The 24,862-nt window shown below is 68.9% G+C and carries 25 protein-coding genes and 1 pseudogene; 19 read left to right on the top strand and 7 right to left on the bottom strand.

All coding sequences use genetic code 11. From position 1 onward, the window contains the following. Window positions 1–25 precede the first annotated feature (25 nt). The 11 genes from A5708_RS00440 (at window position 26) to A5708_RS00390 (ending at window position 10,492) form a co-directional block, all read left to right on the top strand. Complete coding sequence (locus tag A5708_RS00440; RefSeq protein WP_065026736.1) at window positions 26–649, top strand: PaaI family thioesterase; 624 nt, start codon at window positions 26–28, stop codon at window positions 647–649. Between the two features lie 106 nt (window positions 650–755). Beyond that, window positions 756–2,810, top strand: coding sequence for a threonine--tRNA ligase (thrS, locus tag A5708_RS00435; RefSeq protein ID WP_065026735.1), 2,055 nt, complete (start codon window positions 756–758; stop codon window positions 2,808–2,810). Between the two features lie 2 nt (window positions 2,811–2,812). Further along, the gene (locus A5708_RS00430; RefSeq protein WP_065026802.1) at window positions 2,813–3,388 is read left to right on the top strand and encodes an HIT family protein; all 576 of its coding nucleotides are present in this window, start codon (window positions 2,813–2,815) and stop codon (window positions 3,386–3,388) included. Beyond that, a complete protein-coding gene (gene pgsA, locus A5708_RS00425; RefSeq protein WP_065026734.1) occupies window positions 3,385–4,026 on the top strand; it encodes a phosphatidylinositol phosphate synthase in 642 nt (213 codons plus the stop codon). The genes A5708_RS00430 and pgsA overlap by 4 nt, the downstream gene beginning before the upstream one ends. 44 nt (window positions 4,027–4,070) lie before the next feature. Further along, complete coding sequence (locus A5708_RS00420) at window positions 4,071–5,009, top strand: phosphatidylinositol mannoside acyltransferase (protein WP_081292764.1); 939 nt, start codon at window positions 4,071–4,073, stop codon at window positions 5,007–5,009. Then, the gene (locus tag A5708_RS00415; protein WP_065026732.1) at window positions 5,009–6,133 is read left to right on the top strand and encodes a glycosyltransferase family 4 protein; all 1,125 of its coding nucleotides are present in this window, start codon (window positions 5,009–5,011) and stop codon (window positions 6,131–6,133) included. Before A5708_RS00420 ends, A5708_RS00415 begins: the two co-directional genes overlap by 1 nt. Continuing rightward, window positions 6,133–7,158, top strand: coding sequence for an NUDIX hydrolase (locus A5708_RS00410; protein ID WP_065026731.1), 1,026 nt, complete (start codon window positions 6,133–6,135; stop codon window positions 7,156–7,158). Before A5708_RS00415 ends, A5708_RS00410 begins: the two co-directional genes overlap by 1 nt. Window positions 7,159–7,228: 70 nt before the next feature. Beyond that, entirely contained in the window at window positions 7,229–8,134 is a 906-nt protein-coding gene (gene pdxS, locus A5708_RS00405) for a pyridoxal 5'-phosphate synthase lyase subunit PdxS (RefSeq protein ID WP_065026730.1), read from the top strand. 9 nt (window positions 8,135–8,143) lie between these two features. Then, window positions 8,144–8,989: an acyl-CoA thioesterase II gene (tesB, locus tag A5708_RS00400; protein ID WP_065026729.1), complete on the top strand. Its 846-nt coding sequence runs from the start codon at window positions 8,144–8,146 to the stop codon at window positions 8,987–8,989. Continuing rightward, entirely contained in the window at window positions 8,986–9,576 is a 591-nt protein-coding gene (pdxT, locus tag A5708_RS00395) for a pyridoxal 5'-phosphate synthase glutaminase subunit PdxT (protein ID WP_065026728.1), read from the top strand. Before tesB ends, pdxT begins: the two co-directional genes overlap by 4 nt. Window positions 9,577–9,736: 160 nt before the next feature. After that, the gene (locus A5708_RS00390; RefSeq protein WP_065026727.1) at window positions 9,737–10,492 is read left to right on the top strand and encodes a YebC/PmpR family DNA-binding transcriptional regulator; all 756 of its coding nucleotides are present in this window, start codon (window positions 9,737–9,739) and stop codon (window positions 10,490–10,492) included. Here A5708_RS00390 and A5708_RS00385 read toward each other — a convergent pair whose 3' ends face one another. The 5 genes from A5708_RS00385 to A5708_RS00365 are packed head-to-tail and all read right to left on the bottom strand — an operon-like array spanning window position 10,493 to window position 14,115. Next, window positions 10,493–12,082, bottom strand: coding sequence for a polyamine aminopropyltransferase (locus tag A5708_RS00385; protein WP_065026726.1), 1,590 nt, complete (start codon window positions 12,080–12,082; stop codon window positions 10,493–10,495). Then, window positions 12,079–12,534: a DUF350 domain-containing protein gene (locus tag A5708_RS00380; RefSeq protein ID WP_065026801.1), complete on the bottom strand. Its 456-nt coding sequence runs from the start codon at window positions 12,532–12,534 to the stop codon at window positions 12,079–12,081. The genes A5708_RS00385 and A5708_RS00380 overlap by 4 nt, the downstream gene beginning before the upstream one ends. Before the next feature lie 17 nt (window positions 12,535–12,551). After that, complete coding sequence (locus A5708_RS00375) at window positions 12,552–12,983, bottom strand: DUF4247 domain-containing protein (protein ID WP_065026800.1); 432 nt, start codon at window positions 12,981–12,983, stop codon at window positions 12,552–12,554. Beyond that, window positions 12,980–13,486: a DUF2617 family protein gene (locus tag A5708_RS00370; protein WP_065026725.1), complete on the bottom strand. Its 507-nt coding sequence runs from the start codon at window positions 13,484–13,486 to the stop codon at window positions 12,980–12,982. The genes A5708_RS00375 and A5708_RS00370 overlap by 4 nt, the downstream gene beginning before the upstream one ends. 17 nt (window positions 13,487–13,503) lie before the next feature. Beyond that, the gene (locus A5708_RS00365; protein WP_065026724.1) at window positions 13,504–14,115 is read right to left on the bottom strand and encodes a DUF4178 domain-containing protein; all 612 of its coding nucleotides are present in this window, start codon (window positions 14,113–14,115) and stop codon (window positions 13,504–13,506) included. A 179-nt stretch (window positions 14,116–14,294) separates the two neighbouring features. On the opposite strand from A5708_RS00365, the gene ruvC reads away from it, so the two are divergent. The 6 genes from ruvC (at window position 14,295) to A5708_RS00335 (ending at window position 18,791) form a co-directional block, all read left to right on the top strand. Beyond that, window positions 14,295–14,849: a crossover junction endodeoxyribonuclease RuvC gene (ruvC, locus tag A5708_RS00360; RefSeq protein ID WP_065026723.1), complete on the top strand. Its 555-nt coding sequence runs from the start codon at window positions 14,295–14,297 to the stop codon at window positions 14,847–14,849. Then, window positions 14,846–15,442, top strand: coding sequence for a Holliday junction branch migration protein RuvA (ruvA, locus tag A5708_RS00355; protein WP_065026722.1), 597 nt, complete (start codon window positions 14,846–14,848; stop codon window positions 15,440–15,442). Before ruvC ends, ruvA begins: the two co-directional genes overlap by 4 nt. Further along, complete coding sequence (gene ruvB / locus A5708_RS00350; protein ID WP_065026721.1) at window positions 15,439–16,494, top strand: Holliday junction branch migration DNA helicase RuvB; 1,056 nt, start codon at window positions 15,439–15,441, stop codon at window positions 16,492–16,494. Before ruvA ends, ruvB begins: the two co-directional genes overlap by 4 nt. 249 nt (window positions 16,495–16,743) lie before the next feature. Next, window positions 16,744–17,430: a hypothetical protein gene (locus A5708_RS00345; protein WP_065026720.1), complete on the top strand. Its 687-nt coding sequence runs from the start codon at window positions 16,744–16,746 to the stop codon at window positions 17,428–17,430. A 156-nt stretch (window positions 17,431–17,586) separates the two neighbouring features. Further along, entirely contained in the window at window positions 17,587–17,973 is a 387-nt protein-coding gene (locus tag A5708_RS00340; RefSeq protein ID WP_065026719.1) for a DUF1304 domain-containing protein, read from the top strand. Window positions 17,974–18,101: 128 nt separating this feature from the next. Further along, entirely contained in the window at window positions 18,102–18,791 is a 690-nt protein-coding gene (locus A5708_RS00335; RefSeq protein ID WP_065026718.1) for a hypothetical protein, read from the top strand. A 63-nt stretch (window positions 18,792–18,854) separates the two neighbouring features. On the opposite strand, the gene car is transcribed toward A5708_RS00335, so the two are convergent. Then, complete coding sequence (gene car, locus A5708_RS00330; protein WP_065026717.1) at window positions 18,855–22,367, bottom strand: carboxylic acid reductase; 3,513 nt, start codon at window positions 22,365–22,367, stop codon at window positions 18,855–18,857. Between the two features lie 151 nt (window positions 22,368–22,518). Next, a complete protein-coding gene (gabT, locus tag A5708_RS00325) occupies window positions 22,519–23,859 on the bottom strand; it encodes a 4-aminobutyrate--2-oxoglutarate transaminase (RefSeq protein ID WP_065026799.1) in 1,341 nt (446 codons plus the stop codon). A gap of 221 nt (window positions 23,860–24,080) precedes the next feature. On the opposite strand from gabT, the gene yajC reads away from it, so the two are divergent. Both yajC and A5708_RS00315 read left to right on the top strand, forming a co-directional pair. Further along, on the top strand, window positions 24,081–24,407 hold the full coding sequence (yajC, locus tag A5708_RS00320) for a preprotein translocase subunit YajC (RefSeq protein WP_065026716.1): 327 nt from the start codon (window positions 24,081–24,083) through the stop codon (window positions 24,405–24,407). A 110-nt stretch (window positions 24,408–24,517) separates the two neighbouring features. Then, window positions 24,518–24,862, top strand: a pseudogene (locus tag A5708_RS00315) (protein translocase subunit SecD); the annotation flags it as partial.

The raw sequence follows: 24,862 nt of genomic DNA, 5'->3' as shown, positions 1-24,862 counted from the left end.
CCCGTCCGCCGGGCAATACGGTGTTGTGGTGGCCGAACATCAGCGACACCCCGGCGGCGGGTTCAACCCGCCGGAACCGACGACCAAGGGCGGGCCCGACTACGGCAGGTTCATCGACGCCGTGCGCTCGTTGCAGGACCACGCCCGGGCCGCCGACGCACCCGACGAGGTGATCACCGAGGCCGCTGACCTGCTGGAGAAGGTGTCGGCGCTGCTGGCGCCGTTCGACGCCGACGAGTGGGCGTCCCCGTCGGGCCGGCGGATGGACCTGCCGATGCGCGGCAACATCCTGACGATCCCGATGTCGGCGCACAAGGGCGAGGACGGCCGCATCCACGGCCAGGCCCGCTTCGCCCGGTTCCACCTCGGCCGCAACGGCGCCGTGCACGGCGGCGCGCTGGGGATGCTGTTCGACTCCATCCTCGGGTTGTCGGCGTCGGTGCTCACCGGCAACCCACGGCAGCGCACCGCATACCTCAAGATTGACTACCGCCACATCGTCCCGGTGGAAAAGGAACTGCAGTTCGACGCGGGCATCGACCGGGTGGACGGGCGCAAGATCTTCGTGTCGGGCCGGTTGACCGACGGCGATCAGTTGCTGACCGAAGCCGACGCGCTGTTCGTACGGCTCAAGCCTGGCCAGCCCTGAGCGCTAGCGGCGGCGCCCCGAGCCTTGATGCCTTGGGGTTCTTCGAGGTCCGCCCCGATAGCATGGCAACGATCATCGAGAACTCGACCCTTGGAGAACCAGCCTCATGAGCGCCCCCGCCAACGACGTCCCGCAAGCCCCGATCCGGGTGCCTGCCGGGACCACCGCGGCCGCCGCGGTGGGCGAAGCCGGGCTGCCGCGCCGGGGCACGCCCGACGCGATCGTGGTGGTGCGCGACGTCGACGGCAAACTGCGGGACCTGAGCTGGACGCCCGACGCCGACGCCGACGTCGTCCCCGTGGCCGCCAACACCGACGAGGGACGCAGCGTCATCCGGCACTCTGCCGCACACGTGCTCGCCCAAGCCGTCCAGGACCTGTTCCCGCACGCCAAATTGGGGATCGGGCCGCCGATCACCGACGGGTTCTACTACGACTTCGACGTGACCGAGCCGTTCACGCCGGAGGACCTGACCAAGCTGGAAAAGCGGATGCGCCAGATCGTCAAGGACGGACAGCTGTTCGACCGGCGCGTCTACGAGTCCAAGGACGCGGCGCGCGCGGAGCTGGCCGACGAGCCGTACAAGCTCGAACTCGTCGACGACAAGTCCGGGGATCCCGACGTCATGGAGGTAGGCGGCGACGAGCTCACCGCCTACGACAACCTGAATCCCCGTACCCGGCAACGGGTTTGGGGTGACCTGTGCCGCGGCCCGCACATCCCGACCACCAAGCACATCCCGGCGTTCAAGCTGACCCGCAGCTCGGCCGCCTACTGGCGCGGCGACCAGAGCAACGCCAGCCTGCAACGCATCTACGGCACCGCCTGGGAGTCACAGGAGGCGCTGGACAAGCACATGGAGCTGCTCGAGGAGGCGCAGCGCCGCGACCACCGCAGGCTGGGCGTCGAGCTGGACCTGTTCAGCTTTCCCGACGAAATCGGTTCCGGCCTGGCGGTTTTCCATCCCAAGGGCGGCATCATCCGTCGCGAGCTGGAAGAGTACTCGCGGCGCAAGCACATCGAGGCCGGGTACGAGTTCGTCAATACCCCGCACATCACCAAGGAGCAGCTGTACATCACCTCGGGCCACCTCGAGTGGTACGCCGACGGCATGTACCCGCCCATGCACCTCGACGCGGAGTTCAACGCGGACGGGACGGTGCGCAAGCCGGGGCAGGACTACTACCTGAAGCCGATGAACTGCCCGATGCACCACCTGATCTACCGGTCGCGCGGCCGGTCGTATCGCGAACTTCCGTTGCGGCTCTTCGAGTTCGGCAGCGTGTACCGCTACGAGAAGTCGGGCGTGGTGCACGGGCTGACCCGGGTCCGCGGCATGACTCAGGACGATGCCCACATCTACTGCACGCGAGAGCAGATGCGCGACGAGCTGACCTCGCTGCTGCGCTTCGTGCTCGATCTGCTGGCCGACTACGGGCTCAACGACTTCTACCTGGAGCTGTCCACCAAGGACCCGGAGAAGTATTCGGGCTCCGACGAGATGTGGGACGAGGCCACCGAAGTCCTGCGGGAGGTCGCCGAGGCCTCCGGGTTGCATTTCGTACCCGACCCCGGTGGCGCGGCGTTCTATGGCCCGAAGATCTCGGTGCAGGTCAAGGACGCGCTGGGTCGCAGCTGGCAGATGTCGACCATTCAGCTCGACTTCAACATGCCGGACCGATTCGAGCTGGAATACACCGCGTCCGACGGGTCGCGGCAGCGGCCGGTGCTGATCCACCGGGCGCTGTTCGGGTCGATCGAGCGGTTCTTCGGCATCCTCACCGAGCACTACGCGGGAGCCTTCCCGGCGTGGCTGGCGCCGGTGCAGGCGGTGGGCATCCCGGTCGCCGACGAGCACGTGGAATACCTGGAAAGCATTGCCGCACAACTCAAATCGCACGGTGTGCGGGTCGAGGTCGACTCCAGCGACGACCGGATGGCCAAGAAGATCGTCAACCACACCGCCCAGCGGGTGCCGTTCATGTTGCTGGCCGGTGACCGCGACGTGCAGGCCGGCGCGGTCAGCTTCCGTTTCGGTGACCGAACGCAGATCAACGGCGTGCCCCGCGACAGCGCGGTCGATGCGATCGTGAAGTGGATCGCCGATCGTGAGAACTCCGTGCCCACAGCCGAACTCGTGAAAGTGTCAAGTGGTGAGTGACCGTGAGTGATCGCGAACCAGTCGAGCGGGGCGCCGACGACACCATCCTGGACAGGGGGGTCGGCGAGGAGGATCACCTGCAGCGGCTGTGGACGCCGTACCGGATGACCTATCTGGCCGAAGCGCCGACGAAGCGCGACAACGGCAAGACCGAGCAGCCGTTCACCGACATTCCGCACCTCACCGACGAAGACGGTTTGGTGGTCGCCCGCGGCGAGCTCGTCTACGCCGTGCTCAATCTCTACCCCTACAACCCGGGGCACCTGATGGTGGTGCCCTACCGCCGGGTCTCCGAGCTCGAGGACCTGACCGACCCGGAAAGCGCGGAGCTGATGTCCTTCATTCAGAAGGCGATTCGCGTCATCAAGAACGTCTCGCGGCCGCACGGTTTCAACGTCGGCCTGAACCTCGGGACGTCGGCCGGGGGCTCGCTTGCCGAACACCTGCACGTGCACGTGGTGCCGCGCTGGGGTGGCGACGCGAACTTCATCACCATCATCGGCGGGTCGAAGGTGATCCCGCAGTTGCTGCGCGAGACCCGCCAGCTGCTGGCCACGGAGTGGACAAAGCAACCATGAGCAAAGTGCCGTTCCTGTCGCGGGCGGCGTTCGCGCGGCTGACCACCCCGACCGCACGGGCATGCCTGCGGCTGGGACTGACCCCCGACGTCGTCACCATCCTGGGCACCGTCGTCGCGGTGGCCGGGGCGCTCACGCTGTTCCCGATGGGCAAGCTGTTCGCCGGCACGCTGGTGGTCTGGTTCTTCGTCCTCTTCGACATGCTCGACGGGGCGATGGCCCGGGAACGCGGCGGCGGCACCCGGTTCGGCGCGGTGCTGGACGCCACCTGCGACCGGGTCAGCGACGGCGCCGTGTTCTGCGGGCTGCTGTGGTGGATCGTCTTCGGCCTGCACGATAAGCTGCTGGCGGCCGCCACGTTGATCTGCCTGGTCACCTCGCAGGTGACCTCCTACATCAAGGCCCGCGCCGAAGCCAGCGGACTGCGCGGCGACGGCGGCCTGATCGAACGGCCGGAACGGCTGATCATCGTGCTCGTCGGCGCGGGCGTGTCCGACTTTCCGTTCATTGCGTGGCCGCCCGCGCTGCCGGTCGCGATGTGGGTGCTGGCGGTGGCCAGCCTGGTCACCTGCGCGCAGCGGTTGCACGCGGTGCGCACCTCGCCGGGCGCGACCGATCGGGTGGTGAGCGAGCCGTGATTCCCACTCCGCCGGGCATGAAAATGATTGGGACGCAACGCCGGATGGCCCGCCAGTTGGCCAGCCGGACGGTGGGCCGGCTGACGGGCGGACGGGGCGCCGACTGGGCGTACGCGTCCGGCTGGATGGCGGTGCGGGCGATGCCGGAGTTCGCCGCGCGCAACGCATTCGAGGCCGGGGCCCGCTACGCCGCCCGCGGCGGCGGCCCCGACCAGCTGCGCAAGAACCTGGCCCGCGTGATCGGGGTGCCGCCCCAGGAGGTGCCCGACTCGCTGATGCGGGCCTCGCTGGCCTCCTACGCCCGCTACTGGCGCGAGGCGTTCCGGCTGCCGGGCATGGACCTGGCCGCGCTGGGCCGCGAGCTGCACGACTCGGTGCTGGGGAACGACCATATCGAGGCGGCGCTGGCCCGCGGCCGCGGCGCGGTGATCGCGTTGCCGCACAGCGGCAACTGGGACATGGCCGGGGTATGGCTGGCGCAGACACACGGCACGTTCAGCACCGTGGCCGAGCGGCTCAAACCCGAGTCGCTGTACCGGCGCTTCATTGCCTACCGCGAAAGCCTCGGCTTCGAGGTGCTGCCGCTGTCCGGGGGAGAACGGCCGCCGTTCGACGTGTTGTGCGATCGGCTGCGGGACAACCGGGTGGTGTGCCTGATGGCCGAGCGCGACCTCACCCGCACCGGCGTGCAGGTCGACTTCTTCGGAGAGCCCACCCGGCTGCCGGCCGGGCCGGCGAAGCTCGCCATCGCGACCGGGGCGGCTCTGCTGCCGGCGCACTGCTGGTTCGAGGATCGGGGCTGGGGCGTCTCCATCCAGTCGCCGCTGGACTGCACCAGCGGCGACGTCGGTGCCATCACGCAGGCGATGGCCGATCAGTTCGAGAAGAACATCGCCGCCCGTCCCGAGGACTGGCACATGATGCAGCCGCAGTGGCTGGCCGACCTGCCCGAAGCCAAGCAGGCCCGGCTGAAGGACACCTGATGCGGATCGGGATGGTCTGTCCCTACTCGTTCGACGTTCCGGGCGGGGTGCAGTCGCACGTCCTGCAACTGGCCGAGGTGATGCGCGCCCGGGGCCACGACGTCAGCGTGCTCGCGCCGTCCTCGCCGCACGCCGCGCTGCCCGACTACGTCGTCTCGGCGGGCAAGGCCGTCCCGATTCCCTACAACGGATCGGTGGCCCGGTTGCGGTTCGGGCCGGCCACCCACCGCAAGGTGAAGAAGTGGCTCGTCGACGGCGATTTCGACGTGCTGCACCTGCACGAGCCCAACGCGCCGAGCCTGTCCATGCTGGCGCTGAACATCGCCGAGGGCCCGATCGTGGCGACGTTCCACACGTCGACCACCAAATCGCTGACGCTGACGGTGTTTCAGGGCATCCTGCGCCCGATGCACGAGAAGATCGTCGGGCGCATCGCGGTCTCCGACCTGGCCCGCCGCTGGCAGATGGAGGCGCTGGGCACCGACGCGGTGGAGATCCCCAACGGCGTCGACGTCGCCTCGTTCGCTTCGGCGCCGCGCCTGGACGGCTACCCGCGCGCCGGTAAGACAGTGCTGTTCCTGGGCCGCTACGACGAGCCACGCAAGGGCATGTCCGTGCTGCTCGACGCGCTGCCGGGGCTGGTAGAGCGTTTTCCCGACGTGCAGCTGCTGGTCGTCGGTCGCGGCGACGAGGACCAATTGCGCGTCCAGGCAGGCGAATTGGTGGACCACATCCGCTTCCTCGGCCAGGTTGACGACGTGGGGAAGGCGTCGGCCATGCGCAGCGCCGACGCGTACTGCGCGCCCAACCTCGGCGGGGAGAGTTTCGGCATCGTGCTGGTCGAGGCGCTGGCCGCCGGCACCCCGGTGGTGGCGAGCGATCTGGACGCCTTCCGGCGCGTGCTGGGCAACGGCGACGTCGGGTGCCTGGTGCCCGTCGGCGACGGCGACGCGCTTGCCGATGCGCTGATCGCTGTGCTGGAGGACGATGTGCTGCGGGAACGTTATGTGACGGCCGGTTTGGCCGCTGTCCAGCGCTACGACTGGTCGGTGGTGGCCAGCCAGATCATGCGGGTGTACGAGACGGTCGCCGCGTCAGGCGCCAAGGTTGAGGTGGCCAGTTGATGACATGGCTGATTGTCGCCATCGCGGTTTTCGTCGCGGTGCTGGCGGTCTTCGGCGCGTGGGCCTACCGGACGGCCAACCGGCTGGACCGACTGCACGTCCGCTACGACCTGTCGTGGCAGGCGCTGGACGGCGCACTGGCTCGGCGCGCGGTGGTGTCGCGCGCCGTCGCCATCGACGCCTACGGCGGTGCGTCGGAAGGGCGGCGGCTCGCTGCGCTGGCCGACGCCGCGGAGGGGGCACCCCGGCCCGCGCGGGAAAACGCCGAGAACGAGCTGTCCGCCGCGCTGGCCATCGTGGATCCGGCGTCGCTGCCGGCCGGGCTGATCGCCGAGCTGGCCGACGCCGAGGCCCGGGTGGTCTTGGCCCGTCGCTTCCACAACGACGCGGTCCGGGACACCCTGGCGCTTGCCGAACGGCCGCTGGTGCGGCTCTTCCACCTCGGCGGAACCGCCTCGCTGCCCAGCTATTTCGAGATCGTCGAGCGGCCGCACGCGCTGGCTCACGGCGACCACGGCGTCCTCAACCACCGCACCTCGGCGCGCATCGTGCTGCTCGACGACACCGGCGCGGTGCTGCTGCTGTGCGGGTCGGATCCCGCGCTCGCTCACCAGCACGCGCCGAAGTGGTGGTTCACGGTGGGCGGCGAGGTGCAGCAAGGGGAGCGGCTGGCCGAGGCCGCCGCGCGGGAGCTGGCCGAGGAAACCGGTCTGCGGGTCGCGCCTGCCGAGATGGTCGGGCCGGTGTGGCGGCGCGACGAGGTCTTCGAGTTCAACGGCTCGCTGATCGACAGCGAGGAGTTCTACTTCGTCTACCGCACCCAGCGGTTCGAGCCGTCGCGCACGGGCCGAACCGAGCTGGAACGCAGCTACATCCACGGCCACCGCTGGTGTGACGCTGCTGACATCGCTGCGCTGGTCGCGGCGGGGGAGACGGTGTACCCCATGCAACTATCCGGACTGCTCACCGACGCGGCCGCGCTCGCCAGCGGCCGCACCCCCGGGCCGCTGGTGTCCATCCGCTGACTCCGTGGAGTCAACGCCGGAAAAAGCGCCTCATTAGACTGGGTCGACAACGGTTGAAGGAGATCATGCAGTGACTACCGCCCACCCGAGCAACGGGCGAACCGGAACGGCGCGCGTCAAACGCGGTATGGCCGAGATGCTCAAGGGCGGCGTCATCATGGACGTCGTCACCCCCGAGCAGGCCAAGATCGCCGAGGCCGCCGGCGCCGTCGCCGTCATGGCGCTGGAGCGGGTGCCCGCCGACATCCGCGCACAGGGCGGGGTGTCGCGGATGAGCGACCCGGACATGATCGAGGGCATCATCGCCGCGGTGACCATCCCGGTGATGGCCAAGGCCCGCATCGGCCACTTCGTCGAGGCGCAGATCCTGCAGAGCCTCGGCGTGGACTACGTCGACGAGTCCGAGGTGCTCACCCCCGCCGACTACACCCACCACATCGACAAGTGGAAGTTCACCGTGCCGTTCGTATGCGGGGCGACCAACCTCGGCGAGGCGCTGCGGCGCATCAGCGAGGGCGCGGCCATGATCCGCTCCAAGGGTGAAGCCGGGACCGGCGACGTCTCCAACGCGACCACGCACATGCGGGCGATCGGCGGCGAGATCCGCCGCCTGACGTCGCTGTCCGAAGACGAATTGTACGTCGCCGCAAAGGAATTGCAGGCGCCCTACGACCTTGTCGTCGAGGTGGCCCGGGCGGGCAAGCTGCCGGTCACGCTGTTCACCGCGGGCGGCATCGCCACCCCGGCGGACGCGGCGATGATGATGCAGCTCGGCGCCGAGGGCGTGTTCGTGGGCTCGGGCATCTTCAAGTCCGGTGACCCCGCGCAGCGCGCCGCCGCGATCGTCAAGGCGACCACCTTCTACGACGACCCCGACGTGCTGGCCAAGGTGTCCCGCGGGCTGGGCGAGGCGATGGTGGGCATCAACGTCGAGCAGATCGCGGAGCCCCATCGGCTGGCCGAACGCGGCTGGTAAAAACAGTCCGTGGCGATCGAAGAGATCCTCGATCTCGAGCAGCTCGAGGTCAACATCTACCGTGGCAGCATCTTCAGCCCAGAGTCGGGCTTCCTGCAGCGCACCTTCGGGGGCCATGTAGCCGGGCAATCGCTGGTGTCGGCGGTGCGCACCGTCGACCCGCAGTATCAGGTGCACTCGCTGCACGGCTATTTCCTGCGGCCCGGTGACGCTTTAGCGCGCACGGTGTTCATCGTCGAGCGCTCCCGCGACGGCGGCTCGTTCGCCACCCGGCGGGTGAACGCCATCCAGCACGGGGAAATCATCTTCAGCATGGGCGCCTCCTTCCATACCGATCAGGAGGGCATTCACCACCAGGACCCGATGCCGGCGGCGCCGCCGCCCGACGGGTTGCCGGGCCTGGATTCGATCAAGGTCTTCGACGACGCCGGGTTCAAGCAGTTCGAGGAGTGGGACGTCTGCATCGTGCCGCGCGAGCGCCTGCATCTGCTGCCGGGCAAGGCCTCCCAGCAGCAGGTGTGGTTCCGCCACCGCGACCCGCTGCCGGACGACCCGGTCCTGCACATCTGCGCGCTGGCCTACATGAGCGACCTGACCCTGCTGGGGTCGGCGCAGGTCACCCATCTCGACGTGCGGGAGCACCTGCAGGTGGCCTCGCTGGACCACGCGATGTGGTTCATGCGCCCGTTCCGGGCCGACGAGTGGCTGCTCTACGACCAGAGTTCGCCGTCGGCCAGCGGCGGTCGCGCGCTGTGCCAGGGCAAGATCTTCACGCAGTCCGGCGAGATGGTCGCGGCCGTCATGCAAGAGGGGCTGACCCGCTTCAAACGCGGATACCAGCCGACCAACCAGTGAGCGCCCCGCGGATCGGGGTCCTGGCGCTGCAGGGTGACACCCGCGAGCACCTGGCCGCCCTGCGCGAGGCCGGGGCCGAGTCGATGCCGGTGCGCCGGCGCGGCGAGCTCGAGGCGGTCGACGGGCTGGTCATTCCCGGTGGGGAATCGACCACAATGAGCCATTTGCTGCTCGACCTCGGCCTGCTGGAGCCGCTGCGGGGCCTGCTGGCGGACGGGTTGCCCGCCTACGGCGCCTGCGCCGGGATGATTCTGCTGGCCAGTGAGATCCTGGACGCCGGTGCGGGCGGGCGCCAGGCACTGCCGCTGCGCGCCATCGATATGACGGTGCGGCGCAACGCTTTCGGGCGTCAGGTCGATTCCTTTGAGGGTGACATCCCGTTCGCGGGGCTCAGCGATCCGGTGCGCGCGGTGTTCATCCGCGCGCCGTGGGTCGAGCGCGCCGGTGAGGGCGTGGAGGTGCTGGCCAGCGCGGCCGGGCACGTCGTCGCAGTCAAGCAGGGCCGCAAGCTGGCCACGGCTTTTCACCCGGAGATGACGGGCGACCGGCGCATCCACCACCTGTTCGTCGATCTCGTCACCGGCTGACGGTTCGGCCGGTATACACCGGCCACGGCGGGCATATCCCCGCGATGCTGTGACTCCTGGGGCCGCTGAGACGGCCGCGTAGTCGCCGGGCAACTCACCCGAACCGTCCACGTAGACTCGTCTGGCCACAAAAACAAGAGGACTTTCAGATAGGACACCGATGAGCGGCCATTCCAAGTGGGCCACCACCAAGCACCAGAAGGCCGTCAAAGACGCGCGCCGTGGCAAGGAGTTTGCCCGGCTGATCAAGAACATCGAGGTCGCCGCCCGCACCGGCGGCGGTGACCCGGCCGGCAATCCGACGCTCTACGACGCCATCCAGAAGGCGAAGAAGACCTCGGTGCCCAACGACAACATCGAGCGCGCCCGCAAGCGGGGCGCGGGCGAGGAAGCCGGCGGCGCCGACTACCAGACGATCATGTACGAGGGCTACGGCCCCAACGGCGTGGCGGTGCTGATCGAGTGCCTCACCGACAACCGCAACCGTGCGGCCGGTGAGGTCCGGGTGGCAGTCACCCGCAACGGCGGCAACATGGCCGATCCCGGATCGGTGTCCTACCTGTTCACCCGCAAGGGCGTCGTCACGCTGGAGAAGAACGGCCTGACCGAAGACGACGTGCTGACCGCCGTGCTGGAGGCCGGCGCCGAGGACGTCAACGACCTGGGTGAGAGCTTCGAGGTCATCTCCGAGCCGACCGACCTGGTGGCGGTGCGCACCGCGCTGCAGGACGCCGGCATCGACTACGAATCGGCCGAGGCCAGCTTTCAGCCGTCGGTCAGCGTGCCCGTCGACGTCGAGGGCGCGCGTAAGGTGTTCAAGCTGGTCGACGCGCTGGAGGACAGCGACGACGTGCAGAACGTCTGGACCAACGTCGACCTGTCCGACGAGGTGCTCGCGGCGCTCGACGAAGAGTAGCTAGTCGTATCCGTGCCGCATGTCCTCGACGATGCGCGGATTGTCCAGAGTCGACGGCTCCACCGGGCGCGGGCCGATGTCGCCGCCGAACACGCCGGCGGCGTCGAGCACCTGCTGGTTGAGGTAACGCAGCGGGGGCGCGTCGCTGGGCACCTTCGGGGTGGGCGCGACGTCCGCGCGCTGCGCCAGGGCGAATCCCCAGTCACCGAACGTGGGCACGTGCACGTGATACGGCGTGACCGCGTAGCCGGCCGCCCGGATCGTGGAAACCGTGCGCCAATACGCCGTCGGGGTGGAGAACGGGCTGCCCGCCTGCACCACCATCAGCCCACCGGGAGCCAGCGCCCGGGCGACCAGTGCGTAGAACTCCGTCGAGTACAGCCGGCCCAGCACGGGTGTGTCGGGATCGGGAAGGTCCACGATGACCGCGTCGAAGCGGTCCATGTTCGGTCCGCGTAGCCAGGTCATCGCGTCCTCGGTCAGCACCGCCACCCGCGGGTTGTCCAACGAACCGCCGTTGGCTGCGCGCAGCGTGGTGCGCGCGATGTCGATCACCGCGGGGTCGAGCTCGACCTGCACGATCTTGGAAATGCCGGGCTGGCGCAGCAATTCGCGGGCCGCCAGGCCGTCGCCGCCGCCGAGCACCAGCACCGAGTGGGCGCCGTTGCCGAGGGCGGGGTAGACGAGGCTTTCGGTGTAGCGGTATTCGTCGCGGGTGGAGAACTGCAGGCCCCCATCCAGATACAGCCGGGTGTCGTTGCCCCGGCGGGTCACGACGATCTCCTGATAGGCCGTGTGCCGGTAGGCGACGATCGGGTCGGCGTAAAGCCTTTGCCTGCTTGTTGTTTCGACGTCGGCCGAACGCAGCAGCAGGGCGGCGAGCAACCCCACGGCGGCGGCCAGCGCGCACAGCGCCAGCAGCAGCTGCCGTATCGAAACCGCTTGGCGCAGTAGGAAAATCGCCACGACCGCGGCGGCCGCCAGGTTGATCATGCCGGTGGCCGCCGCACCGCGGATCATCCCCAGCTGCGGCAGCAGCAGGAATGGCCAGACCAGCCCGCCCAGCAGCGCGCCCAGGTAATCGGCGGCGTTCAAATTGGCCAGCGTGCGTCCGGCATCGGCGGCTCCCGCTGTCCGGCCCTGCTGCAGCAGCGTCATCAACAGCGGCACCTCGGCGCCGACCAGGCCACCGATCAGCGCCGTGCTCGCCGCCAGCACCCACGTCGACCCGACGGACCCGTCCAGGAACGCGAACACCACGTACAGCGCCGCCGCCGACAGCCCACCGACGATGCCCAGTACCGCCTCGACGGCGATGAAGGTGATCGCGGCGTGCGCCAGCAGCGGCTTGATCAGCAGGGCGCCAACGCCCAGCGCGGCGATGTAGCCCGCGACGATCAGCGATGTGGCGACGATCCCGCCGCCGTCCAAACTGGCCGACAACGTCAGCAGTGCGAGTTCGTAGATGATGCCGCAAGCCGCGCACGCCGCCACGGCGGCCAGCAACAGCGCGCGCCACCGCCCGGACACCGCCGCGGGCGGCGTCGCCTCGGGCGCCCGCACATCGCCCGCCGACCTGACGGCGCTCATGACACCGCCGCGGCGGTCACCCCTCCAACGGCGAGCAGTATCAGCGCCACCGCGAACGATCCCGGATGCAAATCCGGCTCGTCGATGTGCTCGTGAAAACTGCCCGGGATCAGCAGGTGCATCGCCAGCAGCGCGACGCCCAACAGGATGACGCCCATCAGCCCGTACACCGCCACCCCGACGAGTCCCTGGCCCAGCTGGCTGTAGCTGTTGGCGATGGCGGTGATGATGACGACGGTCAGGGCGATGTACATCGCGCCCGCGACCACCACGGCATTGGGCCGGCGGTCGATGAACACCAGCTGGCGCAGCTTTCCCGGGGTCAGCACGTCGACCGCGTAGAACCCGACGAGAAGCACAGCCATGCCGACGACGAAGTACAGGATCGTCGCGACTGCGCCTTTCAGCACGGGATTGAGGTCGACGGTGCCGATCTCGACGGCGAGATACATGGTGTTCTCCTTTGCGTTCACTTGATTCCGCCGGGGCCGCCCGGGGTGCCCCCGGCGCCGCCCGATGGGGATCCCGGGGAAAAGCCGGGGCCGAGGAAGATGAAGGCGCCGTGGCTGTATCCGGCGCTCAGCGGTTCGACGCGGATGCTGCACGGGTAGGTGCCGTCGGGGCCGACGATCACGATGTTGTTGCTGTAGCGCAGGTATTCGGTCTTGCCGTTGTCGGCCCGCGCGTCGGGTTCGGCGTAGTCGGCGAGCGCGTCGGCCACCTGGTCGGGCGATCCGGTGCACTGGTAGCGGGTCCCGTTCACGTCGCGGGCGTACTCGTGGTAGTGACCGGCGACATACGACGCAATGTTCTTCTGCAGCAAGAGGATTCCGAAGATCAGACACGTCACCCCGGCCACGCCCAGCACACCGGCGATCACGAACAGGCGGTTGCGGCTCACGGGCGCCACCGGCTGGCCGTGTGCACCACCGTTCCGCCGTTGCCGGCGGGTCGCCCCGGGTAGAGGTGCCAGGTCTGCCAGCGCCAGCCGGCGCCGTCGGGTTCGGCGGCCAGCACGGTCAGCGCGGCGTCGTCACCGGGAAACGTGCCGCCGAGCCAGCCCGCCCGGTGGGCGCAACGGCCGCGCAGGTCCCGGGCGAGGCGGCGGAAGCTCGCCTCGTCGTGGGCGTCGGTGCGGGACCGCAGGCGGTAGCCGGGCGCCTCGGTGCGCTCGGGCAGGTCGGCCCCGAGACTGCGTGCGGTGCAGGAGATTTCCTCGGAGAACGCGTGCTCGACGGCGACGACGTGTGAGGCGCCGAGCACGCCGAGCAGCAGCGCGGCGCCGCCGCCGGGGTGGTCCAGCCGGCAGCTGGCCAGCGGCGTGGGTACGGGCGCGTTGAGCGCGAGTCCCAGCCGTTCGCCGGATACGTCGGCCGGGGTCACGGCGAGCCGATGAAGGGGCACCGAGGAGGCCTCGTGGTCTACGCCGGGCTGGGCGGGGGCGCCGAGTACACGGTGATCTCGCCGGGCGAGACGGACTTGCCCGTCGACACCTCCCAGGGCATGTCGGGGGCCCAGCGCTCGAACGAGAGCAGCGCCGACTCGTCGGCGTTGGTGCAGTCGACGAATTCCATCTCGCCACCGGCCGGGAGGCCGGTGGTGCCCTCGGTCGTGTAGGAGGCGCGGCCGCGTTCGGACTCGTGGAACATCACGCCGTCGACGACGTACGGGTCGCCGGGCCGCAGCGGCACGTCCTTGCGGGTGACCCACATCGCCAGCTCCAGGCGCCCGTCGTCTTCCTCGACGCTGAACCAGATCGGCTGGTCGCCGCCCTCCAGCAGGTGTTCCCACCAGACGAAGGGGCCTTCGCGGTAGGTGACCGAACCGCGCACGATGTAGTCGATGCCGCCGTAGCTGACGATGGCCCCGGGCCCGAGTTGGCGGGGACCGAACTGCGGCATCGCATCGGCGGCCATCGGGTCCTGGCGCCCGCCGCGCTGGGCCGGTTGCTTCGGCCGCCGCAAAGCCACGACGAGCACCACGATGGACGCGGTGAAGAGCACCACGGCGACCATGACCAGCAGAGATCCCACGCCAACCCCTCCGTTGCCACATTGCTCGAGCGAACGTGGGCTAAAGCTAACAGCTTTTTCTCGGGTTCGGCGCCCTAACGCCACCGTGGGAATCGGCGGCACGGCCGCGTGTCCTACCGGGACCCGTCGGCGCCGGCCGCTAGGGTATCGAACAGCTGTTCTACTAGGTGGGAGCGGGAATGCGGGTGATGGGCGTCGATCCCGGCCTGACCCGATGCGGTCTGTCGGTCGTCGAGAGCGGGCGCGGGCGCACGGTCGTCGCGCTGGACGTCGACGTGGTCCGCACCCCCGCGGACGCCCCGCTGGCCGAGCGGCTGCTGAAGATCAGCGACGCCGTCGAGCACTGGCTGGCCACCCACCGGCCGGACGTCGTGGCGATCGAGCGGGTGTTCTCCCAACTCAACGTGTCGACGGTGATGGGCACCGCCCAGGCCGGCGGCGTGGTCGCCCTGGCGGCCGCCCGGCGCGGCGTCGATGTCCACTTCCACACCCCCAGCGAGGTCAAGGCCGCGGTCACCGGCAACGGCGCCGCAGATAAGGCACAGGTCACCACCATGGTCACCAGAATCCTTGAGCTGCAAGCCAAACCGACGCCGGCCGATGCGGCCGATGCGCTGGCCCTGGCGATATGTCATTGCTGGCGGGCGCCGATGATCGCCCGGATGGCCGCCGCCGAGGCGCTGGCCGCCGAGCAGCGACAGAAGTACAAGGCCAAGCTGAAGGCCGCGCGATGATCGCCTCGGTGCGCGGAGAGGTGCTCGAGGTGGCGCTCGATCACGTGGTGATCGAGGCCGCCGGCGTCGGCTACCGGGTGAACGCGACGCCGTCGACGCTGGCCACGCTGCGGTCGGGGACCGAGGCCCGGCTGATCACCGCGATGGTCGTTCGCGAGGATTCCATGACGTTGTACGGCTTCGCCGACACCGAGACTCGCGATCTGTTCCTGACGCTGCTGTCGGTGTCGGGAGTGGGGCCGCGGCTGGCGATGGCGACCCTGGCCGTGCACGACGCCGCCGCGTTGCGCCAGGCGCTGCACGACAGCGATGTCACCGCGCTGACCCGGGTCCCCGGGATCGGCAAGCGCGGCGCCGAACGGATGGTCTTGGAATTGCGCGACAAGGTCGGCGTCGGCGCGGCGGACGCACCGGCCGGCGCCGGCCTCAACGGCCACGCGGTGCGCAGTCCGGTCGTGGAAGCCCTTGTCGGCCTTGGGTTTGCGGCCAAGCAGGCCGAGGAGGCCACCGACAAGGTGCTGGCCGCTGAACACGACGCCACGACGTCGACCGCGCTGCGGGCCGCGCTGTCGTTGCTGGGCAAGTCCCGATGACCGACGACTACGAGGACCGAGAGCTTCGGGAAGTTTCAGCGGCGCTGGCGCCGGCGGAAGGCGACATCGACGTCAGCCTGCGACCGCGCTCGCTGCGCGAGTTCATCGGCCAACCGCGGGTGCGCGAACAGCTGCAGCTCGTCATCGAGGGAGCCAAAAACCGGGGCAACACACCGGATCACATTCTGTTGTCCGGTCCGCCGGGGCTGGGCAAGACGTCGCTGGCCATGATCATCGCGGCCGAGCTCGGGTCTTCGCTGCGGGTGACGTCAGGCCCGGCGCTGGAACGTGCCGGCGACCTGGCCGCGATGCTGTCCAACTTGGTCGAGCACGACGTGCTGTTCATCGACGAGATCCACCGCATCGCCCGCCCCGCCGAGGAGATGCTTTACCTGGCGATGGAGGACTTCCGGGTCGACGTGGTGGTCGGCAAGGGCCCCGGGGCGACGTCGATTCCGCTGGAGGTGGCGCCGTTCACCCTGGTGGGCGCCACCACCCGGTCCGGCGCGCTGACCGGCCCGCTGCGCGACCGCTTCGGCTTCACCGCGCACATGGACTTCTACGAGCCCGCCGAGCTGGAGCGGGTGCTGGCGCGCTCGGCCGGGATCCTGGGCATCGAGCTCGGCGCCGAGGCGGCCGAGGAGATCGCCCGGCGCTCGCGCGGCACCCCACGCATCGCGAACCGGCTGCTGCGCCGGGTCCGCGACTTCGCCGAGGTGCGCGCCGACGGCGTGATCACCCGCGACGTCGCCAAGTCCGCGCTGGCGGTCTACGACGTCGACGAGCTGGGCCTGGACCGCCTCGACCGGGGGGTGCTCTCGGCACTGACCCGCAGCTTCGGCGGCGGCCCGGTCGGGGTGTCGACGCTGGCGGTGGCGGTGGGCGAGGAGGCCACCACGGTCGAGGAGGTTTGCGAGCCGTTCCTGGTCCGCGCCGGCATGATCGCGCGTACGCCGCGGGGCCGGGTCGCCACCGCCAAGGCCTGGACGCACCTCGGCATGACGCCGCCGGCCGGGGTGACCGGCCTCGGCCAGGCCGGCCTGTTCGACTAGCGGCAACCGCCCCCGGGCATTTCGCGGCCAAATCGTGACCTTTGCGCCCGGCCGGTTGGGAACGTTCGTCGGGCGCGGTATCCGTCCAGCTCAGGCCGTCGGCGCCAAGGACAGCGCGGCCGCGACCATCGCCCCTCGGAGCCCGTTCCGGTGGCCCCAGCAAACATCAACCTGCGCGTGACCGGTTACACCCCGGCGCCGTCGGGTAACCAGCCTCACAGCAGTCATACCTGTCTGAAGGAGGTTCCAATGAGGACCACGAGCCACGACTACGATCGCCCTCGCGCGCTGTACATGCCACGTTCCCGCGGCGCGCTGACCGGGTTACTCCTGATTCTGCTGGGCGCGTGGGGCGCGTTGGTGCCCTTCTTCGGGCCCAACATCGACTGGGCCTATATGGCCGACCCGGCATGGACGTGGACCACGGCCAAAGGCTGGCTGGAGGTGCTTCCCGGGGCCGCGGCCGCGGTGGGCGGCTTGCTGGTCCTGATGTCCGGTAACCGTGCCAGCGCCGTGTTCGGCGGCTGGCTGGCAGTCGCCGGTGGCGCCTGGTTCGTGGTCGGCCGCGCGTTCGCGACGACGCTCGGCATCGGCGACATCGGTCAACCGATGGCGTCGACGGACCTCAAACGAGCCCTGCTCGACGTCACCTACTTCACCGGCCTGGGCGCCCTGATCGTGTTCCTGGGTGGGGCCGCGGTGGCACGCCTGGCGGTTCGGCATGCGCGTGACGTCGTGGTGGCGCAACCGGCGCCGGTGGCGGGCGAGGCCGTCCCGGCGGCCCAACCGGCCATGTATGACGAGACCCGCGGCCCGGCGGGCGCGCCGGCGGACGCCGTCGCGGCCGAGCGGGCGCCCCGCGGGCGCGGCGGCGGCCTGTTCCGCCGGCGCACCGGTGGTGGCCTGTTCCACCGGCACCACCACGCCGGCGCGTAGCGCGCAGTCTCCAAGGCGAGAGGCACCGGTAGCCCGGCTACCGGTGCCTCTTCGCGTCAGGGTGGCCCGGCTCACCGCCGGTCGGTAATGTTCACCGGCCGAGACAAGCGAAAATGTGGCCGCCGCCACGCGGGCCTCGACCGGCGAGGAGGAGCGATGATCACCACCGCGTTGGTGTTCGCCGCACTGGCGGCGTTGCTGCACGTCTACATCTTTGTGATCGAATCGTTGACCTGGACCTCGGAGCGCACCCGAGCCACCTTCGGCACCACCCCGGCCGAAGCCGAAACCACCAAGCTGCTCGCCTTCAACCAGGGTTTCTACAACTTGTTCCTGGCCATTGTCACCGCTGTGGGCATCGCCGCAATTGCTCTGGGGCACACAGGGATTGGAGCGGCGCTGATCTTCGCGGGCGTCGGGTCGATGGCCGCGGCCGCGGTGGTGCTGATCGCGTCCGATCGCGATAAGGCGCGCGCCGCCGCGACGCAGGGCACCCTTCCGGCGATCGCCATCGTGCTGCTGCTGCTCGGCCTTCAGCAGTAACACCAGCCCCAACAGCCTCAAAAGCCACGACTACCGGTGGCTTTCGCGCTCCTCGTGGGTTAGTAGTGGAAGGCGCTGGGTAACCAGCCCAGGCCGGAATTCGACCCGGTATTCAACGAGGGGATGTCATGAAATACGCAGAAGACGGCCGACCCCGCGGGCTGAGTATGCCGCGCTCGCGCGGCGCGGTCAGCGGATTGCTCCTGGTCATTTTGGGAGCTTGGGGGGCGTTAATACCGTTTGTTGGTCCGCACTTCAATTTCGCCTACACACCCGACCGGGACTGGGCATGGAGCACGGCCCGGGGCTGGCTGGAAGTGGCGCCGGGAGCGGCCGCCGCACTGGGCGGCCTGTTACTGATCGTCGCCGGCAACCGGGTCGCCGCCATGCTGGGCGGCTGGCTGGCCGTGCTGGCCGGCGCCTGGTTCGTAGTGGGCGGCCAGGTCGCCCCGTTGTTGGGAATCGGTTCGGCCGGTGATCCGATCGCCGCAACCGACCGCAAGCGCGCGGTGCTCGAGGTGACGTACTTCTCGGGTCTGGGCGCGCTGATCATCTTCGTGGGCGGCGTTGTGCTGGCGCGCACCGCCGTGCGCCTGGCCCGCGACGTGCATCCGGTGCCGGGCGAACCCGTCGCCGCTCCGGGCGTTGAGCCCTACCGGGATTCGGTCTACGAGCCGGCCGAGGTCTCCTCGGGCGCGCTGACCAAGCCGCGGTCGTCGGTGGACCCTGAGCCCAAGCGGGGATGGCGCAAGAACCGCGCCGGTGCGGGGGCCGGGGCTAACGCCGCGTACCTGCGCTGGCCGCACCCGCAGCAGTAGTTCGCGTCGACCAATAGCAATCGCCCAGTCCCGCAACGGGACTGGGCGATTTCGTTGTTGCCGTTAGAGCAGTCCGAGCAACTGCAGATTGGTGATGTACTTGACGATCACCGGCGCCGACACATGCGGAATGTCTTTGTCGGGGCCGATTTTCGCTTCCTGCACCGCCGCGCGGAACACATCCGTGGGTGCCATCGAGCCGTTGATCGGCGTGTCCGGCTTCTGGTAGTTGTGCAACAGCGGCAGCAGCGAGTACTGACGCTGCCGATCCGGCAGGGCCCGCAACGAGGTCTCGAACCGCCGCAGCCACTCGGAGTAATCCGGGATGCGCTCGATCGAGTACCCGGCCTCGACCAGCCAATCGATGTACTCGTCGAGTCCGATGCCGTCGTCGTACGGGTTCATCACGTGGTACGTCTGGAAGCCGGTGTCGGTGTCGGTGATCTGCGTTCCCAGCGTCGAGATCGCCGCGGCGATGAACTCGACCGGCAGACCGTCGTAGTGCGCCCGCTGCCGGTTGCCGTCGGCGTCGAGCTCGTAGAACGAACCGGGCGCGATACCGGTGGCGACCAGGCTCAGCATCAGCCGGGTGAACATGTCCGGCAGGTTGAGTTGCCCGGCATAGGTGGTGTCGGCCAGGATCATGTCGCAGCGGAACACCGTGACGGGCAGACCGCACAGGTCGTGTGCCTCACGCAGTAACACCTCGCCGGCCCACTTGCTGTTGCCGTAGCCGTTGGCGTAGTTGTCGTTGATCTCGCGGGTGGCGCTGATCTGCCGGATGTCGGCGTTCTCGACGAACTTGCCCGGCTGGATCTGGTCGCCCACACCGATCGTCGACACGTACGTGTACGGCTTTTGCTTGGACGTCAACGCAATTCGGATCAGCTCCGCGGTGCCCAGGGCGTTGGGGCCGAACAGCTCGCTGTAGGGCAGCACGTGGTTCACCAGCGCCGCCGGGTCGACGATGACGTCGACCGTGTCGGCCAGTCGCTGCCAGGTCTGCTGGTCCAGGCCGAGGTTGGCCTCGCCCTTGTCGCCCGCGATGACCTCGAGGTGGTCGGCGGCCAGCTCCTGGTAGTGCGCCAGCAGTTTCGGGTCGCCGCTGTCGAAGGTCTTGTCCAGCCGGGCGCGCGCCTCCTCGTCGGACTTGGCCCGCACCAGGGCGATGACCTTGCCGTCGACCATGTCCATCCGCTCGAGCCAGTCCAGTGCCAGGTAGCGGCCCAGGAATCCGGTCGCCCCGGTCAACAGCACCGTGCGCACCTCGGTCGCCGGCTTCGGCAGGCTCGGCGCGCCGGCCAGGATGGCCTCGTCGAGGAACTTGTCCAGTGTGAGGTCACTGGCGTGCACCGTGGTGGCGCCGCGTCCGTGCACGGCGGCGAACGTCGGCCGCTTGGAGCCCTGGAGCTCGGCCTCGATGTAGGTGGCGATGGCCGCCAGGTCGTTGGCCGGGCTGACGATGACACCCACCGGGACGTCGACGTCGAAGATCTCGCGCAGCAGGTTGCCGAATGTCAAGGCCGACAACGAGTCTCCACCCAGATCGGTGAAGTGGGCGTCGGGGGACAGGTCGTTGGTCGCGGCGCCCAGCATGGCGGCCGCGGCCCGGCTCACGGTCTGCAGCACCGGTGCCTCGGCGCCGCTGCGGCGCAGTTCGGCCAGCTCGTTGGCCTGTCCGGCGGCCAGATCCGCGTAGATCTGCTCGAGCCGTTCGCCGTAGTGCTGCTTCAGCTTCGGCCACGCCAGCTTGCGGATCCCGGTCAGCAGACCGTTCTCCAGCGTGAACGGGGTGGTCTCGATGATGAAGTCGCGTGGCACCTCGTAGGACTGCAGGTTGGTCTCTTTGGCGACCTTTTGCAGGGAGTCGGCGATCTTCGGCCTGAGTGACTCAATGTCGTTGTCCGCCAAAGCCTCTTCGGTCGGCACCACGACGGCCAGCAGGTAGGGCTGGGCGCTGTTGCCGTAGACGTAGATCTGGCGGATCAGCGGGCTGTTGCCGAACACCGCTTCGAGCTTGGCCAGTGTCACGAACTCGCCCTGTGCGAGCTTGAGCACGTTGTTGCGGCGGTCGACGTACACCAGCCGGTTCGGAGCGATCTCGGCGAACACGTCACCGGTGCGGTAGTAGCCGTCGTCGTCGAAAACGTTGGCGGTGGTCTCGGCCCGTTTGTAGTAGCCGGGGAACATGTTCTCGGTCCGCAGCAACAGCTCACCGCGCGGGTGCGGGCGGTCGGTGCTGAAGTAGCCCAGGTCCGGAACGTCGACCAGCTTGTAGTCGATCACCGGCGGCCGCTGAATCTCCCCGTCGAACAACACCATTCCGGCCTCGGTCGAGCCGTAGCCGTCCATCAGGTGCATCTGCAGCAGCGACTCGGCCCACTTCTTCAATTCCGGTGAGGTGGGCGCGGAGCCCGTCATCGCGAAGATGAACCGCCCGCCCAGCAGGTACTGACGCTGTTCCTCCAGCACCGCGGCCTCGACCGCCTCGCGGTCCCCACCGTCCGCCAGACGGCGCTCCACCTGGCGCTGGAATTCACCGAACAGCGTCTCCCAGATGCGCGGGACGAAGTTCATCTCGGTGGGCCGCACCAACTCGAGGTCGTCGAGCAGGGTGGACAGGTCGCTGCGCGCCGCGAAGTAGGCGGTGCCGCCATTGCCCAACGTGCCGTAGAGGATTCCGCGGCCCATGACGTGGCTCATCGGCATGAAGTTGAGGGTGATCGATGCGGCGCTCTCGCCGAACCAGTTCTTGCTGCCGCGCCGCCACATCTTGCCGACGTTGCTCTGCGGGTACATCGCGCCCTTGGGGGCGCCGGTGCTTCCGGAGGTGTAGATCAGCAGCGCGAGGGAGTCCTCGTCGGTCTGCTGCTCGGGAACCGGGGGCAGGTCCTTGCCGCGCTGCAGAACGTCGGCGAGCTTCTCGACGGCCACACCGGTTCCGGCCAGCCGTGCTACGGCGCTGTCCACTGCCTCGCGCTGGTCGTCGACCTCGGGCTGGTAGTCGAACACGACAAGCTTGCCGGGCAGGTGCTCGCCGGCCAGGATCAGCTCCACCGCGTCGGCCAGCTGGTTGACGCTCGAGGCGATCAGGCTGGGCTCGGTCTCGGCCACGATCGGCTGCAGCGACGAGATCGCCGCGCTGGTCTGCAGCGGCACCGACACGGCGCCGATGGTCCCCAGCGCAATGTCGATGGTGGCGTAGTCGACACTGTTGAAGCCCAGCACGCAGACGCGGTCGCCGGCGCTTAACGAGTCACTGGCCCAGGCGCGGCCGAGGGCCGAAACCCGTTGGCCGAGTTCGCCATACGTGACGGTCTCGAAGCGGGGGAGCAGCTCGGCCGACGTCCGTCCGGTCTTGGCGTCCTTGACGAACTCCACGACGCGCTGCCCCAGAGCCGGCCGGTCGGCGTAACCGTCCAGCACGGTCCGGATGATCTGCGGTAGCCGCAGCCCGGGCTGTTCGGTGGCAGCGGTGATCGCCGGGTCCGGGCGGGCGGCGGCGAACTGGGGGTCGTTGGCAATGAGTTGCTCGATACGGCGGTCGAGTTCTTCGTCATGAATAGCAGTCGACATAACAGATCCCTTGCAAATGAAAGTTAGCGAGTCAATTTGCGCTGTACGCGCTGACACATAGAACGTTAGCTAAAGTAACGGTATTCCACCATGATCCGGCCTTTGTGGTGTTTGTGAGATTGCCCACGCGGGGCGGGGGGCTCGCCCTGTCTTACAGGTCGCGCAGGAGTCCGCCGAGGATTTCGATGCCCTCGGTCAGCAGCTCGTCACCGATGGTCAGCGGCGGCAGCAGGCGGATGATGTTGCCGTACATGCCGCAGGTCAGCACGATCACGCCGGCCGCGGCGGCCGCGACGGTCAGCTTCTGCGTCAGTTCTTTGTCGGGCTCGGCGGTTCCCGACTTCACCAGTTCGATGGCGATCATGGCGCCCCGACCGCGCACGTCACCGATCCGGTCGTCGCCGGCCTGCAGGCGCAGCAGCGGTTCGGTGATCAGGCGTTCCAACTGCCGGGCCCGTTCGATCAATCCGTCGTTCTCGATCGTCTCGATGGTGGCCAGCGCGGCCGCGCACGCTAGAGGGTTTCCGCCGAAGGTGCCGCCCAAACCGCCGACGTGCGGCGCGTCCATGATCTGCGCCCGGCCGGTGACCGCCGACAGCGGCAGTCCGTCGGCGATGGCCTTGGCGGTGCAGATCAGGTCGGGCTCGATGCCCTCGTGCTCGCACGCGAACATGGCGCCCGAGCGCGCGAACCCCGTCTGAACCTCGTCGGCGATGAACACCACGTCGTTCTTGTGGCACCAGTCCAGCAGGGTGGGCAGGAAGCCCTCGGCCGGAACGATGAACCCGCCCTCACCCTGGATGGGCTCGATGAGGAGCGCGGCCAGGTTGTCGGCGCCGATCTGGCTGTCGATCACGTTGATGGTGCGCGCGGCGGCCTTTTCCCCGTCGGTGGCCAGTTCCTTGTCGATCAGGCCGTCCCGGTAGGGGTAGGACAGCGGCGCGCGGTAGACCTCCGGCGCGAACGGGCCGAAACCGCTCTTGTAGGGGGCCGACTTGGCGGTCAGCGCCATGGTCAGGTTGGTGCGGCCGTGATAGGCGTGGTTGAACGCCACCACGGCGGGCTTGCGGGTGTACGCGCGCGCCACCTTGATGGCGTTCTCGACCGCCTCGGCGCCGGAGTTGAACAGCACCGAGCGCTTCTCACCCGAACCCGGGGTGATCCGGTTGAGTGTCTCGGCGACCGCGACGTAGGACTCGTAGGGCGTCACCATGAAGCAGGTGTGGGTGAACTCGGCCACCTGCGCGCGCACCGCTTCGACGACCCGGGGCGACGAGTTGCCGATGGTGGTCACCGCGATGCCGGAACCGAGGTCGATCAGCCGGTTGCCGTCGACGTCCTCGATGATGCCGCCGGCGGCGCGCTTCACGAAGACCGGCACCGACACGTTCACCGCGTGCGACACCGCCGCCGCGCGGCGCTTGGTCAGTTCCAGCGATGCCGGACCGGGGATCTCGGTGACCAGCTGGCGAGTCTGCTCGAGCCTGGCCACCACATAACTCCTCCCCGCGACGCGCGTCTCACGTCGCACCAAAAGCCTATCGACCCTGGCGCCGGCGGGCACTCCGTGCACCGTGGCGGTCGGTCGTGACCCGCGGCCTGCCAGACTGAACGGGCACACTGGACCGTTACGAGGTGCGCGACGCTTGAGTCGTACCGGCACCCAGCCACCAGGAAAGCCCCGATAATTTACGACGAAAGACAGGCGCGTCCATGCAAAGTTTGATCCTGTTCCTGCCCTTCCTGCTCATCATGGGCGGGTTCATGTACTTGGCGTCGCGCCGGCAGAAGCGCGCGATGCAGGCCACCATCGACCTGCACGAGTCGCTGCGTCCCGGCGACCGGGTGCACACCACGTCGGGCCTGCAGGCCACCGTCGTCGCGATCACCGACGACAACGTCGACCTGGAGATCGCACCCGGCGTGGTGACCACCTGGATGAAGCTGGCGATCCGCGACCGGATCCTGCCCGACGACGACGAGGACCTGGCCGACGGCGACGACTCCGCCGACGAGGACTCGATCACCAAGGATTTCTGACCGGGATTGCCCACCGATCGCTGCAACGGACCGCTTGCGCAACGGGCAAGTGCGGGCCACGTAGGCTCTGTCCGGGGTAACTAACCGATTTTCGAGGAGATAGAAGGAACGTGGCATCGTCTTCGGCGCCGGTGCACCCTGCCCGCTACCTGTCGGTCTTCTTGTTATTGCTCGTCGGCGTCTACCTGCTGGTGTTTCTCACCGGGGACAAGCGGGCCGCCCCGAAGCTCGGTATCGACCTGCAGGGCGGCACCCGGGTCACACTGACCGCGCGCACCCCGGACGGCTCGAAGCCCAGCCGTGAGGCGTTGGCGCAGGCCCAGCAGATCATCGGTGCCCGGGTCAACGGGCTCGGCGTCTCGGGTTCGGAGGTCGTCGTCGACGGCGACAACCTGATCATCACGGTCCCCGGAAACGACGGCAACGAGGCCCGCAACCTGGGCCAGACCGCCCGC

The organism is Mycobacterium colombiense (assembly GCF_001672755.1).
In the GTDB taxonomy this organism is placed as follows: Bacteria; Actinomycetota; Actinomycetes; order Mycobacteriales; family Mycobacteriaceae; genus Mycobacterium; species Mycobacterium colombiense_C.
The sequence above is the reverse complement of the archived record's forward strand: the minus strand, read 5'-3'. Positions and strand labels throughout refer to the sequence as shown.